The sequence below is a fragment of the Parasphingorhabdus flavimaris genome (genome assembly GCF_013371215.1).
GTDB lineage: Bacteria > Pseudomonadota > Alphaproteobacteria > Sphingomonadales > Sphingomonadaceae > Parasphingorhabdus > Parasphingorhabdus flavimaris.
Map to the genome: position 1 here is coordinate 67,741 of NZ_JABWMH010000004.1, position 17,439 is coordinate 85,179.

The window sequence follows — 17,439 nt, forward strand, 5'->3', positions numbered from 1 at the left end:
GAACCAATCACAGCCTGTGAGCGCGGAGAAATGGACCCTGAAACAAGTTCAGGGTGACGGAAAGAATGCTCATGAGACTGCCCGTGCAAGCCATCCATCACCGCGCCGCCTTCTTCAACGCCAGCCGCACCAGCGCGTCCAGTGTCGCTCCATCCCCGACTTCGGCATCCGCCGCAGCAACCGCCGCGCTCGCATCCGCCGGTTTAAAGCCGAGATTCTGCAGCGCGCTGACCGCATCGGCGCTGTTGTTCGATGGCGCGTGGACTACGCCGCCTGCTCCAATAATCGGATCGGTGGCAATGCCGCCAACCTTGTCCTTCAATTCATTGACAATCCGCAACGCCAGTTTCGGACCAACCCCGTTTGCCCGCGAAACCATCGCCTTGTCGCCCATTGCTATGGCCCGCGAAATTTCGCCCGGTTCCAGTGCCGACAATATCGCCAGCGCCACCTTGCCTCCGACACCCTGCACCGAGATCAGCAGCCGGAACCAGTCGCGCTCCGAGCCGCTGGCAAAGCCCATCAACCGCATGTCGGTCTCGCTGACCTGCATCTCGGTATAGATGGTCGCCCCGTCGCCCTTGCCGCCAATCGCCCCGATGGTCCGCGACGAGCAGAAAACCAGATAGCCGACGCCGTTCACATCGAGCACGATATTGTCCGTGCCGATTTCGTCGATTGTGCCGGTGAGTTTTGCGATCATGTCCGTGTTTTAGCGCAGCAGGCGAATCTGTCGAGTTTTTGTTTTGTTCTTTCTCTCGCTGCGCCAGCAGGTGTTATAGAAAGGGGCTCGCACGAAGACACGAAGGCACCAAGTTGATGGTGCTTTTGTATCTTCGTGACTTTGTGTCTTCGTGCGATAAATCCGTTCGTGCTGAGCTTGTCGAAATACGGATTCGCGCGCTCCAAGGTCCTTCGACAAGCTCAGGACAACCGGTGTTTTGCCCGGCTATCTCTTCCGATGATGCGCGTGCGTGATCGCCACCGCCAGCGCATCGGCGGCATCCGCGCCGGCCAGTTTCACCCCGGGCAGCAGGATCTTCAGCATCGCCTGTACCTGGTCCTTGTCGGCATTGCCGACCCCGACCACCGATTTCTTCACCGTCCGCGCCGAATATTCGCCGACCTCGATTCCGGTCCGCGAAGCGCCGAGCAGCACCACGCCGCGCGCCTGCCCGAGCTTCAGCGTGCTCTGCGGGTTGCTGTTGACATAGACTTCCTCGACCGCCGCGCCGTCCGGCTTATGTTCGAGCAGCAGGTCAGTGAGTTCGAGATCGAGCTTCAGCAACCGGCTGGCGAGCGCCATCTTGCTGTCGGTCTTGATCTGGCCATTGGCGATATGGGACAGGCGATTGCCGTCCGCAACGATCACGCCCCAGCCGGTGGTGCCGAGACCCGGATCAAGGCCAAGAATGATCATATTAAATCGGCAGACCCATGCGGCGACCGACAAAAGCCATGATCAGATAGAGACTTACGGTCAGCAGGCATCCTGCGGCCAGCGAGAGCCAGAAGCTGATACCATTGCGCAGCAGCACCGGAATCAGCAGGAACATTGGAAGAGATGGAAGCACATACCAGAAGGTTGCCTCAGCGTGCAGCGCCATGTTTTCCGTGTCAGGTCGCGCATACCAGAGGAAGATCATGCCCAATATCGAGATCAGCGGCAACGAGGCGACCAGCGCCCCGAAGCTTGGCTGACGTTGTGCAATGGCTGCCACCATTGCCACGATCACTCCTGCAAGCGCGGCCTTGGCGACAAATTCCCACATCACTCGGCGTTCAGTTTTTCCATGATTTCGTCGGACACGTCATAATTGCCCCAGACCGTCTGGACGTCGTCATCTTCTTCCAGCATGTCGATCAGGTTGAGCAAGGTCTCGGCCTGCTCCTGGTCGACTTCGACCTGGACCGAAGGGCGCCAGGCAAGCTTGACGCTGGCCGCTTCGCCGAGCGCCTTTTCCAGCGCGCCGGACACTTCATGAAGGTCTTCCATCGCGGTCCAGATTTCATGGCCGTCCTCGTCGGAAGAAATATCCTCCGCACCCGCTTCCATTGCCGCTTCGAGAACCTTTTCCTCGTCGCCGGCGCTGGCCGGATACTGGATATAGCCCACCCGGTCAAAACCGTGCGAAACCGAACCGCTTTCGCCCAAATTGCCACCATTTCGTGACATTATCGTGCGAACATTGGTGAAAGTGCGGTTATTATTGTCGGTCAGCGTTTCGATGATCAGGGAAACACCACCCGGACCAAAGCCTTCGTAGCGAATCTCGCTATAGTCATCGCCTTCGTTCGCCGTCGCTTTTTCGATGGCGCGCGTGATATTGTCCTTCGGCATCGACACCGCCTTGGCGCTGTTGACCGCCAGCCGCAGGCGCGGATTGAAATCCGGGTCCGGCATGCCGGACTTGGCCGCCACGGTTATCTCGCGCGAGAGCTTGGAAAATTGCGCCGCGCGCTTCTTGTCCTGAGCGCCCTTGCGATGCTTGATATTGTTAAATTTGCTATGGCCTGCCATTTTACCTCAAATTCCCGATTTGCTATTCCACGATTACCGCGGTTCCCGATGCCGATACCATCAGCATCGATCCCTTGTCGCCAACAACCTCATAGTCAAGGTCAACGCCGACCACGGCATTGGCGCCGACTTTGGCCGCCTCTGCTTCCATCTCCGCCAGTGCTTCGTCGCGCGCGCGTTTCAGGACATTTTCATATTTGCCGGAGCGGCCTCCGACAATGTCGGTGATGCTGGCAAACAGGTCGCGGAACAGGTTCGCGCCGACAATCACCTCGCCGATCACGATCCCGCGATAGTCGCGGATCGCGCGGCCTTCGACACTGGGTGTGGTGGTCACGATCATCGTTGCTCTCCCGCCGCTAAAATTCGACTGTTAGCCTATTGATCAGGCGAGGCCAAGCGCCGCTTTATAGGTGTCGAGAATGGCTTCCATTTCCTGACGGTCATGGGCTTCCATTTTCCGCAGGCGAACGATCTGGCGCATGATTTTCGCGTCATAGCCCTGTGATTTCGCTTCGGAATAAACATCGCGGATATCGTCCGCCATGCCTTTTTTCTCTTCTTCCAGCCGCTCGATGCGTTCGATAAACAGGCGCAGCTGGTCTGCGGCGACATTGCCTTCGCTCATAGTTTCATTCCTTTAAATCTATATTCGGATTCGGAGCCTGCCTTTAAGGCGCGTCGGCGTTTTTGGCCACGCTTTCCTTCATCTTTTTGAGCCGCTCCGGCGTCGCCTCGGTCTGGTATTTCTGCTTCCATTCGCTCGCCGGCATGCCGTGGATTATATGGCGGGCCTCGTCCTTGGCGATCGATCCTCCGGCGGCATGGTCCGCTTCCATCACCCAGTCGGCAAGACAGTTGCGGCAAAATCCGGCCAGCCCCATCAGATCGATATTTTCCGCGTCGTGGCGGTGCTGGAGATGTTTGACCAGGCGGCGAAAGGCCGCGGCGGCAGTAGCGTCAGAAATATCGTCGATCATGTTCGTTTCCGTTGTTTTTTATCATGAACCTGTCATGAAATAGAAATAGGCAACGCGCAATTAAAGCGCCACCGAGGAATTGTACATGGCATCGCCAATTTTCTCCCGTAACCGCAAAGTCAAGGTGTTGGCGACGCTTGGTCCGTCCAGCGGCAGTCCGGAAATGATCGAGAAAATGTACCGTGCCGGTGTCGACGCTTTCCGGATGAACATGAGCCACGGGGAACATGCGGCCCACGCCGCCAATGTCAAATCGATCCGGGCGCTGGAAAAGAAAGTCGGCCGGCCGATCGCCATCCTCGCCGACCTGCAGGGACCGAAACTGCGCATCGGCACCTTTGCCAAGCCGCCGGTGATGCTGGAAGAGGGGGCAAGCTTCACGCTCGACATGGTCAAGCAAAAGGGCGACGCAACGCGCGTCACCCTGCCTCACAAGGAAATATTGAGCACCCTCCAGCCGGGCCACACCTTGTTGCTCGACGATGGAAAAATCCGTCTCGAAGTGACCGAGGCGGACGGCAAGAGCGTCGCGACCAAAGTGATCGTCGGCGGAGAAATTTCCGACCGCAAGGGCGTGAATGTTCCCGAAGTGGTGCTGCCGGTCAGTTCGCTGACCGACAAGGATCGCAAGGATCTGACCTTTGCGCTGGAACAGGATGTCGACTGGATCGCGCTCAGCTTCGTCCAGCGGCCTGAGGATGTCGCTGAAGCGCGGCGGCTGATCGGCGGCAAAGCCGCGTTGCTGGCCAAGATCGAGAAACCGGCCGCGATCGACCGGCTCGACGAGATACTCGAACTGTCAGATGCCGTGATGGTCGCGCGCGGCGATCTCGGCGTGGAACTGTTGCCCGAGCAGGTGCCGCCGCTGCAGAAGAAAATCGTCGCCGCAGCCCGCGCGCTCGGACGCCCGGTGGTGGTCGCCACCCAGATGCTCGAATCGATGATCAAATCGCCGACTCCGACCCGCGCCGAGGTCTCCGACGTCGCAACCGCGATTTACGACGGCGCCGACGCGATCATGCTGTCGGCGGAATCGGCGGTCGGAGACTGGCCGATCGAAGCGGCAACCATGATGGACCGGATTGCCGCGCAGGTCGAAAATGATCCGTCCTACGCCGATCGGGTGCATTTCACCGAAACCGTGCCGGATGAAACCACCGCAGATGCGCTGGCCGCTGCCAGCTACAATATCGCCCGCACGATCGAGACCTCCGCGATTGTCTGCTATACCGCATCCGGTTCGACCGCCCGCAGAATGGCGCGGGAACGCCCCTCGGTTCCGCTTCTGGTGCTGACCCCGAATCGCCACACCGCCCGGCGCATCGGATTGTTGTGGGGCGCCTATGCCGTGGTCACGCGCGACGTTTCGGATTTCGAGGAAATGATCGCCAAGGCCAAGCGGATGGCCTTGCGCCACAAGCTGGGCGAAGCCGGTTCGCGCCTGATCGTTTGCGCTGGCGTGCCTTTTGGTACCCCAGGGTCGACCAATTTGCTGCATATCGTGCGTCTCAGCGGAGACGAGCTCAAGAACAGCTAGGCCAGACCCAGAGCCTTCAGCTCGTTCTCGAGACTGGTGGCGCTGGTGAAATGATGGCCGGCAATTCCGACGGCTTCGCCCGCCTCGATATTCTCCGGCCTGTCGTCGATGAACAGGCATTGGTCGGCGCGGCGGGAAAAGCGCTGCAGCGCCAATTCGTAGATCGCGGCATCCGGCTTGATCAATTTCTCTTCGCCGGAAATGACAATGTCGGAAAACAGGTCGAATATCGGAGCCGATGGCCGGAATTGCGCCCAGGATTCAGCACCGAAATTGCTGATCGCGAATAGCGGGACCCCGCGATTCGCCAATGCGCGAACCAGATCGAGCATGCCTTCCACCGGTCCCGGAATCGATTCGGGGAACCGCCGGGAATAGGCACGGATATGATTACTATATTCTGGAAATTCGCGGCTGCGTTCCGCGACCATGTCGGCAAAGGGCCGCCCGGCATCATGCTGAAAATGCCATTCCGGGGTCACCACATGGGCGAGGAACCAGTCCAGCTCTTCGGGATCGTCGATCAGCTTTGCAAACAGGCAGCGCAAATCCCAGCGATACAGGACATTGCCTATATCGAAGATGACGGTGTCAATTTTGGAAATGGCAGAAGTCTCTGCCATCATCAGGCAATTAGCCCTGGCGTGCCTTGAACCGGCGATTCGTCTTGTTGATCACATATGTGCGACCACGGCGACGGATAACGCGGCAATCCCGGTGACGGTTTTTAAGCGACTTCAGTGAGTTGCGGACTTTCATTTTGGTACCACGCCTTGATTTTTTGAATTTCTTGAAAGCAGCCATGCTGCGTTGAAGCAGGGCAATTACGGTCGACAACCGCTAAAGTCAAGCGACCAGCGCTATTCTCCGCGAATTTCGATCAGTTTGCGCTCCCAGGCGAGGGCATGGGCCACAATTACGTCGAGATCGGCATGTTCTGGCTGCCACGGAAAGCGTTTCATGATCGCACGATTGTCCGAAATCAGCGAATCGGGATCGCCGGCGCGGCGGCCTTCCATTTTCCGGACAATTTTCTGGTTGGTAACGCGGTCAACGGCGTCGAGCACTTCGAGCACCGAAAAGCCGCGACCATAGCCGCAATTGAGTAGATGATTCTGATTCGGGTCGGCAATCAGGGCTTCGAGCGCGAGCACATGCGCCGCGGCAAGGTCCGAGACGTGAATATAGTCACGGACACCCGTGCCGTCGGGCGTATCATAGTCACTGCCAAAAACAGCAACGCTGTCGCGCTTGCCGAGCGCAGCCTCCACCGCAACCTTGATCAGATGGGTGGCGCCAGCGGTCGACTGGCCGGTGCGGGCCTGCGGATCGGCACCGGCGACGTTGAAATAGCGCAGGGCACAGAAATTCAGGTCGTGCGCCGCCGCGACATCGCGCAGCATATGCTCGGTCATCAGCTTGGACATGCCATAGGGATTGATCGGAAGCTGCGGCGTGGTTTCGCTGACCGGGCTTTCCTCGGGAATGCCATAAGTCGCGGCGGTGGACGAGAAAATAAAATGGTGGACGCCGCCATTCACCGCCGATTCGATCAGGCTGCGGCTCTTGGCGCTGTTATTGTGATAATATTTGAGCGGATCCGCGACCGATTCCGGTACGATGATCGAACCGGCAAAATGCATGATCGCACCGATATTCTTGTCCTGGATGATTTTCGCGACCAGAGCGCTATCCTCGATATCCCCCTCATGAAAGGCGACCCCCTCCGGGACGGCCCAGCGAAAGCCGGTGGTCAGATTGTCGATCACCGCGACCGGCCATCCGGCATCCAGCAGCGCCAGCACCGCGTGGCTACCAATATAGCCTGCTCCGCCGGTGACCAATATCGTGAACGGTTTCGCCATTAATCTTACGTTCCTATATATATCCTATATCGGCTGGATAACATGTTGGCGTCTCCAATCGGTTAACCACGGCCGCCTGCATATATATTTTTTTACCGCAGTCTCGGCGATTATGCGCTAATATAGATTCAGGCAGTTTAAGGAGTGAGTATCATGGCCGGTTTCCAATCATTTGCAACGACGGCATTGGCGGTAGCGCTCCTGTCCGGTTGTACGGCAATGACACCGCCGGTTGATGTCACCCGTTTCCACAACGCGCAGGTGGCTCCGATTGTACCGGGCAGTGTCATCATCCGGCCCAACGTGACCGACGAAGGTCATAGCAGCAGCATCGAATATGCAACCTATTCGGCAGCATTACTGCGCGAATTGCAGCGGGTCGGGTTTTCCGAAGCGCGTGATGACAAGCAAAACAGCGATTATATTGTCCGCTACACGCTCGAAAGAGCAGTCTTGAGCGCGAGCGGATCACGGTCACCGGTCTCGGTCGGTGTCGGCGGCAGTACCGGCAGTCGCGGGTCCGGTGTCGGCCTGGGCATTGGCATCGACCTCAGCGGCCCACCGAAAGACAAGATCGTCACCGAACTTTCCGTGCGCCTGACCGAACGCGAAAGTGGCGAAATTGTCTGGGAAGGTCGCGCATCGGTCGAAGCAAAGGACGGCTCGCCGGCATCCCAGCCTGGCCTGGCCGCCGCCAAATTGGCGGAAGCCTTATTCAAGGACTTCCCCGGAGAGTCCGGAACCACTATCAGGGTGCCATGAACATTCAAATCACCTCCGCGTTCGATAGCGGCAATATCGAAGTCCACGCCATCAATGGCACCACCGCCAAACTGTCGATCCGCAAGGACAAGGACAGCGAATTTTTCCAATGGTTCCATTTCCGGGTAGCCTGCGAGATTGGCGACGAACTGGAACTCGACATTGGCGGTCTCAAGGAATCGGCCTATCCTCAGGGCTGGCCCGATTATGATGCCTGTGTCAGCGAGGACCGGGACTATTGGGGCCGCGCGCCGAGCAGCTATGACGAAGCGAGTGGCACCTTGTCGATTCGCTATACCGCAGCCAGCAATATCGTCTGGTTCGCCTATTTCGCGCCTTACAGCATGGAACGCCATCACGACCTGATCGCCGAAACCGCAGGGTTTGAAGGCGTAGCGGTCCGGACACTGGGCCATAGTCTCGAGGGCCAGCCGATTGACTGTCTGGAACTGGGCAGCGGTGACAAGCAGGTCTGGCTCTATGCCCGCCAGCATCCCGGCGAGAGCATGGCCGAATGGTGGATGGAAGGCGCGCTGGAGATGCTGACCGATCCCGCAGACCCCCAGGCACGGCTGTTGTTGCAACAATGCCGGTTCCATATCGTCCCCAATATGAACCCAGATGGTTCGCGCATGGGTCATTTACGAACCAATTTCGCAGGTACAAATCTCAACCGCGAATGGCATGAGCCCAGCGCCGAGAAATCCCCCGAAGTTCTCTGCGTCCGCAACGCGATGGACGAAAGCGGTGTCGATTTCGCCATGGACGTACATGGAGACGAAGCGATTCCGGCCGTTTTCATCGCCGGCTTCGAAGGCATCCCGTCGATCACAGACGCCCAGCTGGAGAAATATCACGGCTTCCGCAACCGGCTCGCGCAACGCACGCCCGATTTCCAGACAACGCTCGGCTATCCGACCGCCGCAGAGGGCAAGGCCAATCTGTCAATGTCGACCAATCAGCTCGCCGAACGGTTCGGCGCGGTCGCGATGACACTGGAGATGCCGTTCAAGGACAATCGCGATCTGCCCGATGCCGAGCAGGGCTGGTCTCCCGAACGCAGCAATCTGCTCGCCCGCGAATGTCTGGCGACCCTCGCCGAGATGATCGACGATATCTGAACCGGCGGGAGAATCGCGAAACTATACCCGGTGGAGCGTCAGCCAGGCGTCGACGGCGCGATTGACCCGTTTTTTCTTGTCTTCCTCGGTCATCATGACCTTGTGGCCGTAGCGGAGAAACAGATCCATTCTGCCCATGGTCAGACCGGCAAACATTTCCGCTGATTCGGTCACATTCTCGCTCCGGATTTCCCCTCGCTCGATCGCGGCATTGAGCAGGTTGGTCAGGTCACCGAGCAGCATACGCGGACCGTTGTCGAGAAAATATTCACCGATTTTCGGGTCCCGGTTCACTTCGGCGGCCAGCACCCGTTCAAAACGGACCATCTCGTCGCGCATCAGGAAATTCAGCATGCCGTGCGCCGCGGATATCAGGATATCCCGGAGTTCTGTGCCTTCGAGATTTTCGACCACGAAATATTTGCGCATCTGGCTACATTCGGTTTTGACCACTTCGCCAAACAGGTTCTCCTTGTTCTTGAACCAGGAATAGACCGTGACCTTGGACACGCAGGCCCGCGCCGCGATTGCTTCGATGCTGGTTGCGGAGAAGCCGTTGGCAAAAAACTCGGTCCTGGCGGCAGCCAGAATATCGACGATCTTCCGCTGGCTCGCCGGCCGGTCGGTGTGCAACAGCATATTGGTATGATCCGCGTTTTTCACGGCTTGTTCCTCTCTTCAGTAATCTCCCTATATCAAAATGTACGGTAGCGTTCAAATAAAACGTTGACGTTCATTTTCACCGGTGGCATTTTAGACGGGCTTGGTAAGGTCCGGGCCAGCGCAATTGCGAAAGATATTGTGAAAAAAAGCCCAAACAGGATCAAGGCATCGCTTCTTCTGGTTGCTCTGACAACCAGCGGCTGCGTGAGTCTTGCACCCCGGTCTGCCGCTCCGGAGATCGCTGCCGGCATCCCTTCGCAATTTGCAAAGCTCGGTGCAGAAGGCGATTACCAGCCGGCCCGCTGGTGGGAGTCGTTCGAGGATCCTGTCCTGAATGCCCTGCTCGACGAGGCGCTGGCGAAGAATTTTGATCTTGCCGAAGCCACGGCGAGGCTGAGAGCGGCCGAAGCGCGCGCGAAAATTTCAAGGAGCGGCCTGTTCCCGCAAGTCAACGCCGGCCTCGGTAGCAGCTATTCCGAATCGCCCACCGCCGGCACAAGCTTTGGCGCGATACCCGGTGCCGGAGCAAGCCGGATCGAGAACGAGACTTATTCCTCAAGCCTCGCCTTTTCCTACGAGCTCGATATCTGGGGCAAGCTGCGCAACGATGCCCGGGCCGGACGGGCCGATGCTAATGCCTCCGCCGCCGATTTGCAGTCGGTGCGCCTCGCCGTTCTCGCCGAAACCATCACAAGCTATTTTGACATAGTGGATGCGCGCCACCAAATTGGTCTTGCTACCAAGATCATCGACGTGCTGGGTGACCGGCTGGAACAGACCGAGGATCGCTATCGCCGCGGGCTGGTGACCTCATTCGAACTCTATCAGGTGCGGCAGGAATTTCGCAATATCCAGTCCAGCCTGCCACAGCGCGAGAGCCAGCTGGCCGCGATCGAGGGACAATTGGCCGTGCTTGTTGGTCGATATTCCGACAATATGGATGCACTGATCGGCACAAAACTTGCGCCGAAACTGATATTTGAATCGGTGCCTGCCGGGCTGCCGATCGACCTGCTGGCCCAGCGGCCGGACATATATGCCGAAGGCCAGCGGCTGGAATCGGCGCGGTATAATCTCGGCGCACGGCGCGCCGAACGTTTTCCGTCGCTCAGCCTGTCCGCGAGCACCGGATCGCAGGGCGGCAACCCTTCCCAGGCCCTTGATATATTCGACAACTGGGTGCTGAATCTTGGAGCGAATCTGACTGCGCCGCTGTTCCAGGGCGGCCGCATCCGGGCCAATATCGAAATGGCCGATGCCCAATATGCCCAGCAGACCGCGGTCTACGCCCGCACCGTATTGACGGCCTATCAGGAAGTGTCCTCCGCCATCGAACGTTACGAGGAAGAGCGGCAACGTTACCGTTTTCTATTCTCGCAACTGGACGAGGCGACGGCGGCGGCCGGGTTGCAGTCGCGGCGCTTCGCCAATGGTGTGGGAAGCTATGTCGACTATCTTGATGCCTTGCGCGCGCAATATCAGGTCCAGTCCTCACTGTCCTCGGCGGCGCGCGGCGTCGCCCTTTCGCGGCTGGCTATCCACCGGGCGCTTGGTGGCAGCTGGGATCAAACATCAGACATGGTCCCGCAGCCGGTTGGCGACAATGCCACCGCAACCTCTCAGGGAGAAAAATAAGTGCATCGGCAACGCGTTATAGGCGGCTTGATCCTGCTCGGGGCCATATTGATTGCCGCAGCATTGATCCTGCTGCGGTCGGAGCCGGAAGAAAAAGCGCCGGTTGAGCAGATTCCCCTGGTCCAGGCGGAGCCGGTGGAAATCCGTTCCGGAAATCTGCTGATCAGCGGCGCGGGCACGGTTCGTGCGCGCGAGGAACTGACACTGGCCGCCGAAGTTGCCGGGAAGCTGGTCTATGTAAATCCGGCCCTTCGCGAAGGTCAGCTGATAGCGCGCGGAGAAACCCTCTTCCGGATTGATACCGCCGACTATCGCAACGCGGTGCAAACCGCGCAAGCCGATGTCGCAGCGCAAGGCGTGTCGGTGCTGCAGGCACGCGAAGAAGTCGCCTTGGCAAAGGCGGAACTCGCCCGTTTCCAGCAGCGCGGCGCCAGCGCCGGCAACGCATATGCCAGCGTCGACAGCAGCGATTATGCGGCGCAGATATTACCGCCGGACGTGCTGGTCCAAAAGGCACAGGCCGGACGACAGGTGGCAGAGCAGAGCATCAGCTCCAACGGTCTGGCAACCCGCGAACCGCAGTTGAAATCAGCACAGGCCGGCCTGCGCCGAGCCGAGGCACAATTGGCCAACGCCCGGACTGCGCTGAAACGCACGGTTGTCACCGCGCCCTTCTCGGGGGTCGTCAAAACCGAACAAATAGCCTTAGGCAGTTTTGTCCAGCCCGGCCAATCGCTGGGTTCGATCGTCGGCACGGCCGATTACGAAGCCGTCATTCCCTTGTCCGAAAAGGAAGCGGCACTGATTCCCCAGCTGTTCCGGGCAGGAGCGGGCAACAGGATCGAAGCGTCTGTCTATTCCAATTATGGCGGCACCCGCTATCGTTGGTCGGCCTATGTTGACCGCGTGAATCGCCTGCTCAATCCGCAAACCCGCACCATCGACATATTTTTGCGTATCCCCAATCCAATGCGTGGCGGCTCCCCCGCCGCAAAGCAGAATGGGAGCGGAACGACGGCTACCGCCGCCAGCGCGCCGCCATTGTTCGTCGGCAGCTTTGTCGACGCAGAAATTACCGGCAGGGCGATGAAGGAATATGGGGTGCTTCCGCTGGCCGCGCTGAAAGCGGGCAACAAGATCTGGCTGGTCCGCGACAACAGGATTCATATTGTCGCGGTGGAAATATTGCAGCGGACCGACAAGACGGCGCTGATCAGCACATCGGGCCTTGGCGACAAGCCGGTAGTGATCACCGGGAACCTGAAAATCGCAACCGAAGGACTGCGGGTGAGGATTGCAAAGCCGAGCCTGGACAAGACGGCTTCGCAGTCTGGCCCGTCCCCCGCTCCAGCCAAGCCAAAGACGCCCGCGAAAGCAACCGCTGCTAAATGACAAAGCCATCTGATCCCGATCGACCCCCTGCGGACGAACCCGTGCCCGAGCAGCCCAGCAAGGAAATCATGGAACAACGTGGAGTCGTTGCGTTCATGGCCCGCAACGGCGTCGCAGCCAATCTGCTGATGATCTTCTTGTTCGTCGCCGGGATTACGTCCTACGGCACAATCGTTCAGGAGGTCTTCGCGGAAAACAGTCTGGATACGGTCCAGATAAGCGTCACCTATCCCGGCGCGACACCGGACGAGGTCGAAGAAACGATTGTCCGGAAGATCGAGGAAGCGGTTGAAGCGGTCGAAAATGTCAAAGAGATTAAATCCAACGCCGCCGAAAATGTCGGAGCGGTATCGGTCGAACTGGAACTGGGGACCGATATCAGCCGGGCGCTGGATGATATCAAGGCCGAGATCGACCAGATCCAGACCTTCCCCGACGATGCCGAGGAGCCCTCTGTCCGGGAGCTGACGACACGACAGAGCGTGATGCGCATTGCCATTTTCGGCGACGTATCCGAAACCGCACTGAAGGAAACGGCATATCGGCTGGAGGAATCACTGGCATCATTGCCGGAGATTTCCTTCGTCGATACCAGTTCGATACGCGACTATGAGGTGTCGATAGAGGTCCCGCAAAATATGCTGCAGGCATTCGGCCTCTCGCTCAATGATATATCCCGCACCGTCGCTGCCAGCAGTCTCGACAGCCCGGCCGGCTCGATCGACACCAGCAGCGAGGAAGTCAGGGTCCGGACAATCGGGCAGAATTACAACCAGCAGAATTTTGAAGATATCATTCTGGTGAGCAACGAGGACGGCGCGCTGGTCCGTCTGGGCGAGGTGGCAAATATCAGCGACGGGTTCGAGGATTCCGATCTGGTATCGCTTTACAACGGTCAGCCGGTTGCCTTTGTCGAGGTCTTCCGCACCAGCGACGAGCGGGTGCTGGATGTCGCGCGCGCGGCCAAGGAATATCTGAGTTCGGAATTTGCGCCAACATTGCCGGATGGCATATCCTATGCGATCTGGGACGATGACAGTGAATTGCTCAACGACCGCTTGAGCCTGCTGCTGAAAAACGCCGCAATCGGCCTGTTTCTGGTGTTGCTCGCGCTGACCCTGTTTCTCGATATCAGGCTTGCCGGATGGACGGCGCTGGGCATCGGCGTGACCTTTGTCGGCGCGATATTCCTGCTCGATCTGATGGGTTCGAGCCTCAACATGTTCTCGCTGTTCGGATTCATTCTTGCATTGGGTCTGGTGGTCGACGACGCGATTGTTATCGGCGAAAATGTCTACGCGCAGCGCGGCAGGGGCCGCACCGGACTGGGCGCCGCGATCAGCGGCACCCGGCGGGTCACCGTGCCGGTCATCTTTGCGGTCCTGACGACAGTCGCGGCATTTTCGCCGCTCTTTGCCATCGGCGGCACCATCGGAAAAATATTGTTCGACATCCCGCTGGTCGTGGTTGCGGTTCTGGCTTTGTCTTTGGTCGAATGTCTGCTGATCCTGCCCAACCACCTCAGTCATCTCCCCGCACCCGGCACACCGACCCGCAATCCAGTGACCCGCTTTTTCGAGCGGGTACAGGCCAGCGTGGATTTCTACTTCCAGGCCTTCCTCAACGGTCCTCTCGACCGGGCGCTGAATTTTTCCGTCCGCATGCCGTTCGTTGTAATCTCCGGTAGCGTGGCGCTGCTAATCGTCGTCGGCTCGCTGGTTCCAGCCGGAATTATAAAAAGCTCCTTTTTCCCCGCTATCGAGGCGGACATTGTCACGGCCAGTCTGGAGATGCCGGCCGGCACGACGATCGGCGATACCGAGAAAATTGCCCGGCTGATCGAACAAAAGGGCCGCGAGACCTTTGCGAAATTTGACGCAGAACGGGAAGAGGATGAAGCCTCGCCGTTGAGCGGGATATTCACCCTGGTCGGCCAGGGTCCGCGGTTGAACGGGCCAGAAGCTGCGGCGAGCAGAGGTTTTTCATCCAATATTGCCAGCGTCCAGTTCAGCTTCATTCCCGGAGACGAGAGGGAATTGGCGTCAACGGATTTCGAAAATGCCTGGCGCGAGGCGGTCGGGCCAATTGTCGAAGCCCGATCGCTGGTTTTTGCCTCCGACCTTCTCTCGGTCGGTGCACCGGTCGACGTCCAGCTCTCTGATCCCGACCCGGCGGCCATTGAGGCGGCCTCGGTCAAGCTGATGGAGGAACTGAACCGCTTCGCCGGCGTCTTCGATATCGAAACCGATCAGGACGAGGGTCTGAAGGAAATCCAGCTTCGATTGAAACCCGAGGCACGCACGCTCGGAGTGACGCTCCAGGATGTCGCGCTTCAGGTCCGTGCCGCATTCTTCGGCAGCGAGGCGCTGAGAGTGCAGCGCGGACAGGAAGATCTGCGGGTCTACATTCGGCTGCCCGAAGAAGAGCGCAACTCGATCGCGGATGTGGAACGTTTCCGGGTCCGTGTAGCGGGTGGCGAAGTGCCACTTTCCTCGCTCGCCGACGTTTCCTTTGGCCAGGCACCGTCGGTCATTCGCCGCACCGACGGACGACGGGTGACCACCATTACCGCCGATATTGATGACAATGTCGTCACCAGCCAGGAAATTGCCGATGCCCTGGACAGCGAAATCATGCCGGCGCTGCAGGCCGACTATCCCCAATTGCAATATACGTTCGGCGGCGAACAGAAGGAACAACAGGAATCCTTCGGTGATCTGGGCATCGCCTTTCTCGCCGCGCTGCTGATGATCTACGCCTTGCTGGCGATACCTTTCCGTTCTTATGTCCAGCCACTGATCATAATGGCGGTCATACCCTTTGGCATTATCGGGGCGCTGATCGGCCATCTGATCCTGGGCCTGCCACTGGGCGTGCTGAGCATGTTCGGTATCATTGCCTTGTCGGGTGTCATCGTGAACGGATCGCTGGTGCTGATCGATTTCATCAACGAGAATCTCGCCGATGGCATGGAAATCGAAGACGCTATCATCAACGGAGCCAAGTCACGATTTCGCCCGATCATGCTGACCTCGCTGACCACCTTCCTCGGCGTGGCACCGATTACGTTCGAAACCAGCCTTCAGGCGCAGTTCCTGATCCCGATGTCGGCCAGTCTCGGTTTCGGGGTGCTGTTCGGGGCGATCATTCTCCAGCTTCTCATCCCCGCGCTGGCGGTGCTGGAATATCGCGGGAAGCGGCGCTTGCAAAGAAAATGGCGGGCCTGGTCAAACAGAGCGCATCCGGCTTAGACTTACGGGACGGAGCTCAGCCTGTCAGCCGGCGCGGCAGCCCGGTTTCTGAAAGCTTTCATTCTTCACTTCGGGAAAGTGGGGGACCTGTATATTTCGCTTCCGCGTCGATAGACCAGCAGCTTTTCCAGGGTCACAGGGTGAAAAAACGCTTCGATGGATTGCCCGCTTTCGTTGCGAGCGTAGACTTCATAACAGTCCCCTTCGACCTGCAATTTCAACAGCTCCCAGCCTTCCATCCAGACTTTCTTCTTCATTTTCGCAATCGGCTTCCAGTTCTTGACCGGGCCGGATTTGCATTGGACATTGCCATCGGCATAAGCCGGTGCAGCCGTGAGAAGCGTTGCTCCGGCAATGGCCGCAAGAGCTAGGCGATAAACTTTATTGTGCATTATATACTCCGTAAAAGAGACGCTTTTCTCCGGGCACTTGACCAGCGGAGACCCCATGCAATCATCAGGGGTGCGAGATGAATAAATGCTGGCCACCAATCCCAATCGAGCAGAAGCCAGTGGACCAGACTGATGATCAGGGCTGCGTAAACGAGACGCTGGATCATTTTCCATTTTCGACCGAGCCTTTGCATGGCCTTGTCGAAACTGATCGAGGCTGGCGGGATCATCAGCGCCAATGCCAGCCACCCCGTCCAGATGCCGGCTATGCCCAGTTCATCCAGCACAGCGGCAACGTCGGGCATATCGAGAAAATAAAATGCCAGATGCAATATCGCATAACCAAATGCCGCAACTCCCAGATTACGCCGCATCGCGAGCCAGGCTCTGAAAAACCGGTTGAGTCCGAAAAATTCCGACAGGGGGCCGGCCAGCATGGCGAGGATCATGAGCCGGATCGATATCTCGCCACTGGGGTGCAGTATGTCCATGGCCAGCATGTCATTGTGCGAAAACTGCCAAATCATGCCAAGGCCGGGAATAGCCAGAATAGCCCAGCATAGGGCCTTCCACACGATCCGGCTCATACCGTTGCCCAGCGTCGCAATAAATTATGATAGACATGCACCAGACGGTCTATGTCGGGATCATCCTTGGGACGATCCAGCGACAAGGCCTGTATCGACTGATCGAGATCGTAGAGCATCTCACGCGCTGCGCCGTCCGCGACGGCACTTTGCATCCATGTGATTGCACATATTCTCTGCCCACGGGTGACCGGGGTAACCTGATGCAGGCTGGACGACGGGTATAGCAGCATGTCACCCGCTGCGAGTTTTACCGCCTGAGCACCAAATTGTTCTTCGATCAGCAGCTCCCCGCCGTCATATTCATCCGGTTCGGACAGAAAGAGCGTTGCCGACAAATCGCTGCGGATCGTGAGACCGGATTCGGGCAAGCGCATCAGCGCGGCGTCGCTATGCGTGCCGTAATGGCCGCCATTCTGATAGAGATTGAATGCAGGCGGCCAGATTTTCTCTGCGAGCGAAGCAGAAACAAATTGCGCGTTGTTGCCCAGTTTTCTGAGAATCATCTCTCCCAGCTGCTTGCCCAGCTTGTCCGCCCGGTCAAGTTGCTGGTTTTGCTTGACTGCAACCGAGCGGGTGCCCGCCGACTGCGCGCCATCGATCCAGTCGGCTTTTGCAAGCTTGGCCCGGAACTGCTCGACTTCATCCCTGGTCAGAAGCTGTTCGATGACGGTGATCATATTCTCTCTCGCAAATATTAGGGTCGTTGCGGCGGAAAGCAGAACTGCTTTCC

20 protein-coding genes are annotated in these 17,439 nt (G+C 58.3%); 6 read left to right on the top strand and 14 right to left on the bottom strand.

Going from position 1 to position 17,439, the window contains the following annotated elements; genetic code table 11:
* Positions 1 to 97: 97 nt before the first annotated feature.
* The 7 genes from ruvA to HUO14_RS13100 form a co-directional block, all read right to left on the bottom strand.
* Positions 98 to 703, bottom strand: a complete 606-nt coding sequence (ruvA, locus tag HUO14_RS13070; protein ID WP_176280289.1) for a Holliday junction branch migration protein RuvA — start codon at positions 701 to 703, stop codon at positions 98 to 100.
* Between the two features lie 246 nt (positions 704 to 949).
* Entirely contained in the window at positions 950 to 1,420 is a 471-nt protein-coding gene (ruvC, locus tag HUO14_RS13075) for a crossover junction endodeoxyribonuclease RuvC (protein ID WP_176280290.1), read from the bottom strand.
* A 1-nt stretch (position 1,421) separates the two neighbouring features.
* Positions 1,422 to 1,772, bottom strand: coding sequence for a DUF3147 family protein (locus HUO14_RS13080; RefSeq protein WP_176280550.1), 351 nt, complete (start codon positions 1,770 to 1,772; stop codon positions 1,422 to 1,424).
* Complete coding sequence (locus HUO14_RS13085; RefSeq protein ID WP_176280291.1) at positions 1,772 to 2,521, bottom strand: YebC/PmpR family DNA-binding transcriptional regulator; 750 nt, start codon at positions 2,519 to 2,521, stop codon at positions 1,772 to 1,774. Before HUO14_RS13085 ends, HUO14_RS13080 begins: the two co-directional genes overlap by 1 nt.
* A gap of 22 nt (positions 2,522 to 2,543) precedes the next feature.
* A complete protein-coding gene (locus tag HUO14_RS13090) occupies positions 2,544 to 2,864 on the bottom strand; it encodes a heavy metal-binding domain-containing protein (RefSeq protein WP_176280292.1) in 321 nt (106 codons plus the stop codon).
* 42 nt (positions 2,865 to 2,906) lie between these two features.
* Entirely contained in the window at positions 2,907 to 3,149 is a 243-nt protein-coding gene (locus HUO14_RS13095) for a DUF2312 domain-containing protein (RefSeq protein WP_067197204.1), read from the bottom strand.
* A 43-nt stretch (positions 3,150 to 3,192) separates the two neighbouring features.
* Complete coding sequence (locus tag HUO14_RS13100; RefSeq protein ID WP_176280293.1) at positions 3,193 to 3,501, bottom strand: DUF1244 domain-containing protein; 309 nt, start codon at positions 3,499 to 3,501, stop codon at positions 3,193 to 3,195.
* Between the two features lie 85 nt (positions 3,502 to 3,586).
* On the opposite strand from HUO14_RS13100, the gene pyk reads away from it, so the two are divergent.
* Entirely contained in the window at positions 3,587 to 5,038 is a 1,452-nt protein-coding gene (gene pyk / locus HUO14_RS13105; protein ID WP_176280294.1) for a pyruvate kinase, read from the top strand.
* On the opposite strand, the gene HUO14_RS13110 is transcribed toward pyk, so the two are convergent.
* The 3 genes from HUO14_RS13110 to galE all read right to left on the bottom strand — a co-directional run bounded on the left by HUO14_RS13110 (position 5,035) and on the right by galE (position 6,903).
* The gene (locus tag HUO14_RS13110) at positions 5,035 to 5,664 is read right to left on the bottom strand and encodes an HAD family hydrolase (RefSeq protein ID WP_246255641.1); all 630 of its coding nucleotides are present in this window, start codon (positions 5,662 to 5,664) and stop codon (positions 5,035 to 5,037) included. The two genes, pyk and HUO14_RS13110, sit on opposite strands and share 4 nt — an antisense overlap.
* Positions 5,665 to 5,671: 7 nt before the next feature.
* Positions 5,672 to 5,797: a type B 50S ribosomal protein L36 gene (gene ykgO, locus HUO14_RS13115; protein WP_011415100.1), complete on the bottom strand. Its 126-nt coding sequence runs from the start codon at positions 5,795 to 5,797 to the stop codon at positions 5,672 to 5,674.
* Between the two features lie 101 nt (positions 5,798 to 5,898).
* Complete coding sequence (gene galE, locus HUO14_RS13120; RefSeq protein WP_176280295.1) at positions 5,899 to 6,903, bottom strand: UDP-glucose 4-epimerase GalE; 1,005 nt, start codon at positions 6,901 to 6,903, stop codon at positions 5,899 to 5,901.
* Between the two features lie 153 nt (positions 6,904 to 7,056).
* On the opposite strand from galE, the gene HUO14_RS13125 reads away from it, so the two are divergent.
* Together HUO14_RS13125 and HUO14_RS13130 are read left to right on the top strand one after the other, a co-directional pair.
* Complete coding sequence (locus HUO14_RS13125) at positions 7,057 to 7,665, top strand: DUF4136 domain-containing protein (protein ID WP_176280296.1); 609 nt, start codon at positions 7,057 to 7,059, stop codon at positions 7,663 to 7,665.
* Complete coding sequence (locus HUO14_RS13130) at positions 7,662 to 8,786, top strand: M14 family metallopeptidase (RefSeq protein ID WP_176280297.1); 1,125 nt, start codon at positions 7,662 to 7,664, stop codon at positions 8,784 to 8,786. The genes HUO14_RS13125 and HUO14_RS13130 overlap by 4 nt, the downstream gene beginning before the upstream one ends.
* 21 nt (positions 8,787 to 8,807) lie before the next feature.
* Here HUO14_RS13130 and HUO14_RS13135 read toward each other — a convergent pair whose 3' ends face one another.
* Positions 8,808 to 9,449 carry a TetR/AcrR family transcriptional regulator C-terminal domain-containing protein gene (locus HUO14_RS13135; protein ID WP_176280298.1) on the bottom strand — a complete coding sequence of 214 codons (642 nt, stop codon included), beginning with the start codon at positions 9,447 to 9,449 and terminating at the stop codon, positions 8,808 to 8,810.
* 138 nt (positions 9,450 to 9,587) lie between these two features.
* Here HUO14_RS13135 and HUO14_RS13140 point away from each other — a divergent pair, with 138 nt between their 5' ends.
* The 3 genes from HUO14_RS13140 to HUO14_RS13150 are packed head-to-tail and all read left to right on the top strand — an operon-like array spanning position 9,588 to position 15,727.
* Positions 9,588 to 11,084, top strand: coding sequence for a TolC family protein (locus tag HUO14_RS13140; protein WP_343046105.1), 1,497 nt, complete (start codon positions 9,588 to 9,590; stop codon positions 11,082 to 11,084).
* Positions 11,085 to 12,476 carry an efflux RND transporter periplasmic adaptor subunit gene (locus HUO14_RS13145; RefSeq protein WP_343046106.1) on the top strand — a complete coding sequence of 464 codons (1,392 nt, stop codon included), beginning with the start codon at positions 11,085 to 11,087 and terminating at the stop codon, positions 12,474 to 12,476.
* Positions 12,473 to 15,727 (top strand): efflux RND transporter permease subunit, encoded by a 3,255-nt coding sequence (locus tag HUO14_RS13150; RefSeq protein ID WP_246255642.1) that lies wholly within the window; start codon positions 12,473 to 12,475, stop codon positions 15,725 to 15,727. Before HUO14_RS13145 ends, HUO14_RS13150 begins: the two co-directional genes overlap by 4 nt.
* A 65-nt stretch (positions 15,728 to 15,792) precedes the next feature.
* Here the strand turns inward: HUO14_RS13150 and HUO14_RS13155 are convergent, their stop codons facing one another.
* From HUO14_RS13155 to HUO14_RS13165, 3 genes are read right to left on the bottom strand one after another with little or no spacing between them, the layout of a single operon-like run.
* Complete coding sequence (locus HUO14_RS13155) at positions 15,793 to 16,119, bottom strand: PepSY domain-containing protein (RefSeq protein WP_176280299.1); 327 nt, start codon at positions 16,117 to 16,119, stop codon at positions 15,793 to 15,795.
* The gene (locus HUO14_RS13160) at positions 16,119 to 16,646 is read right to left on the bottom strand and encodes a ferric reductase-like transmembrane domain-containing protein (RefSeq protein ID WP_176280300.1); all 528 of its coding nucleotides are present in this window, start codon (positions 16,644 to 16,646) and stop codon (positions 16,119 to 16,121) included. Before HUO14_RS13160 ends, HUO14_RS13155 begins: the two co-directional genes overlap by 1 nt.
* Positions 16,647 to 16,702: 56 nt before the next feature.
* Positions 16,703 to 17,386 carry a Fe2+-dependent dioxygenase gene (locus tag HUO14_RS13165; RefSeq protein WP_176280301.1) on the bottom strand — a complete coding sequence of 228 codons (684 nt, stop codon included), beginning with the start codon at positions 17,384 to 17,386 and terminating at the stop codon, positions 16,703 to 16,705.
* Positions 17,387 to 17,439 lie beyond the last annotated feature (53 nt).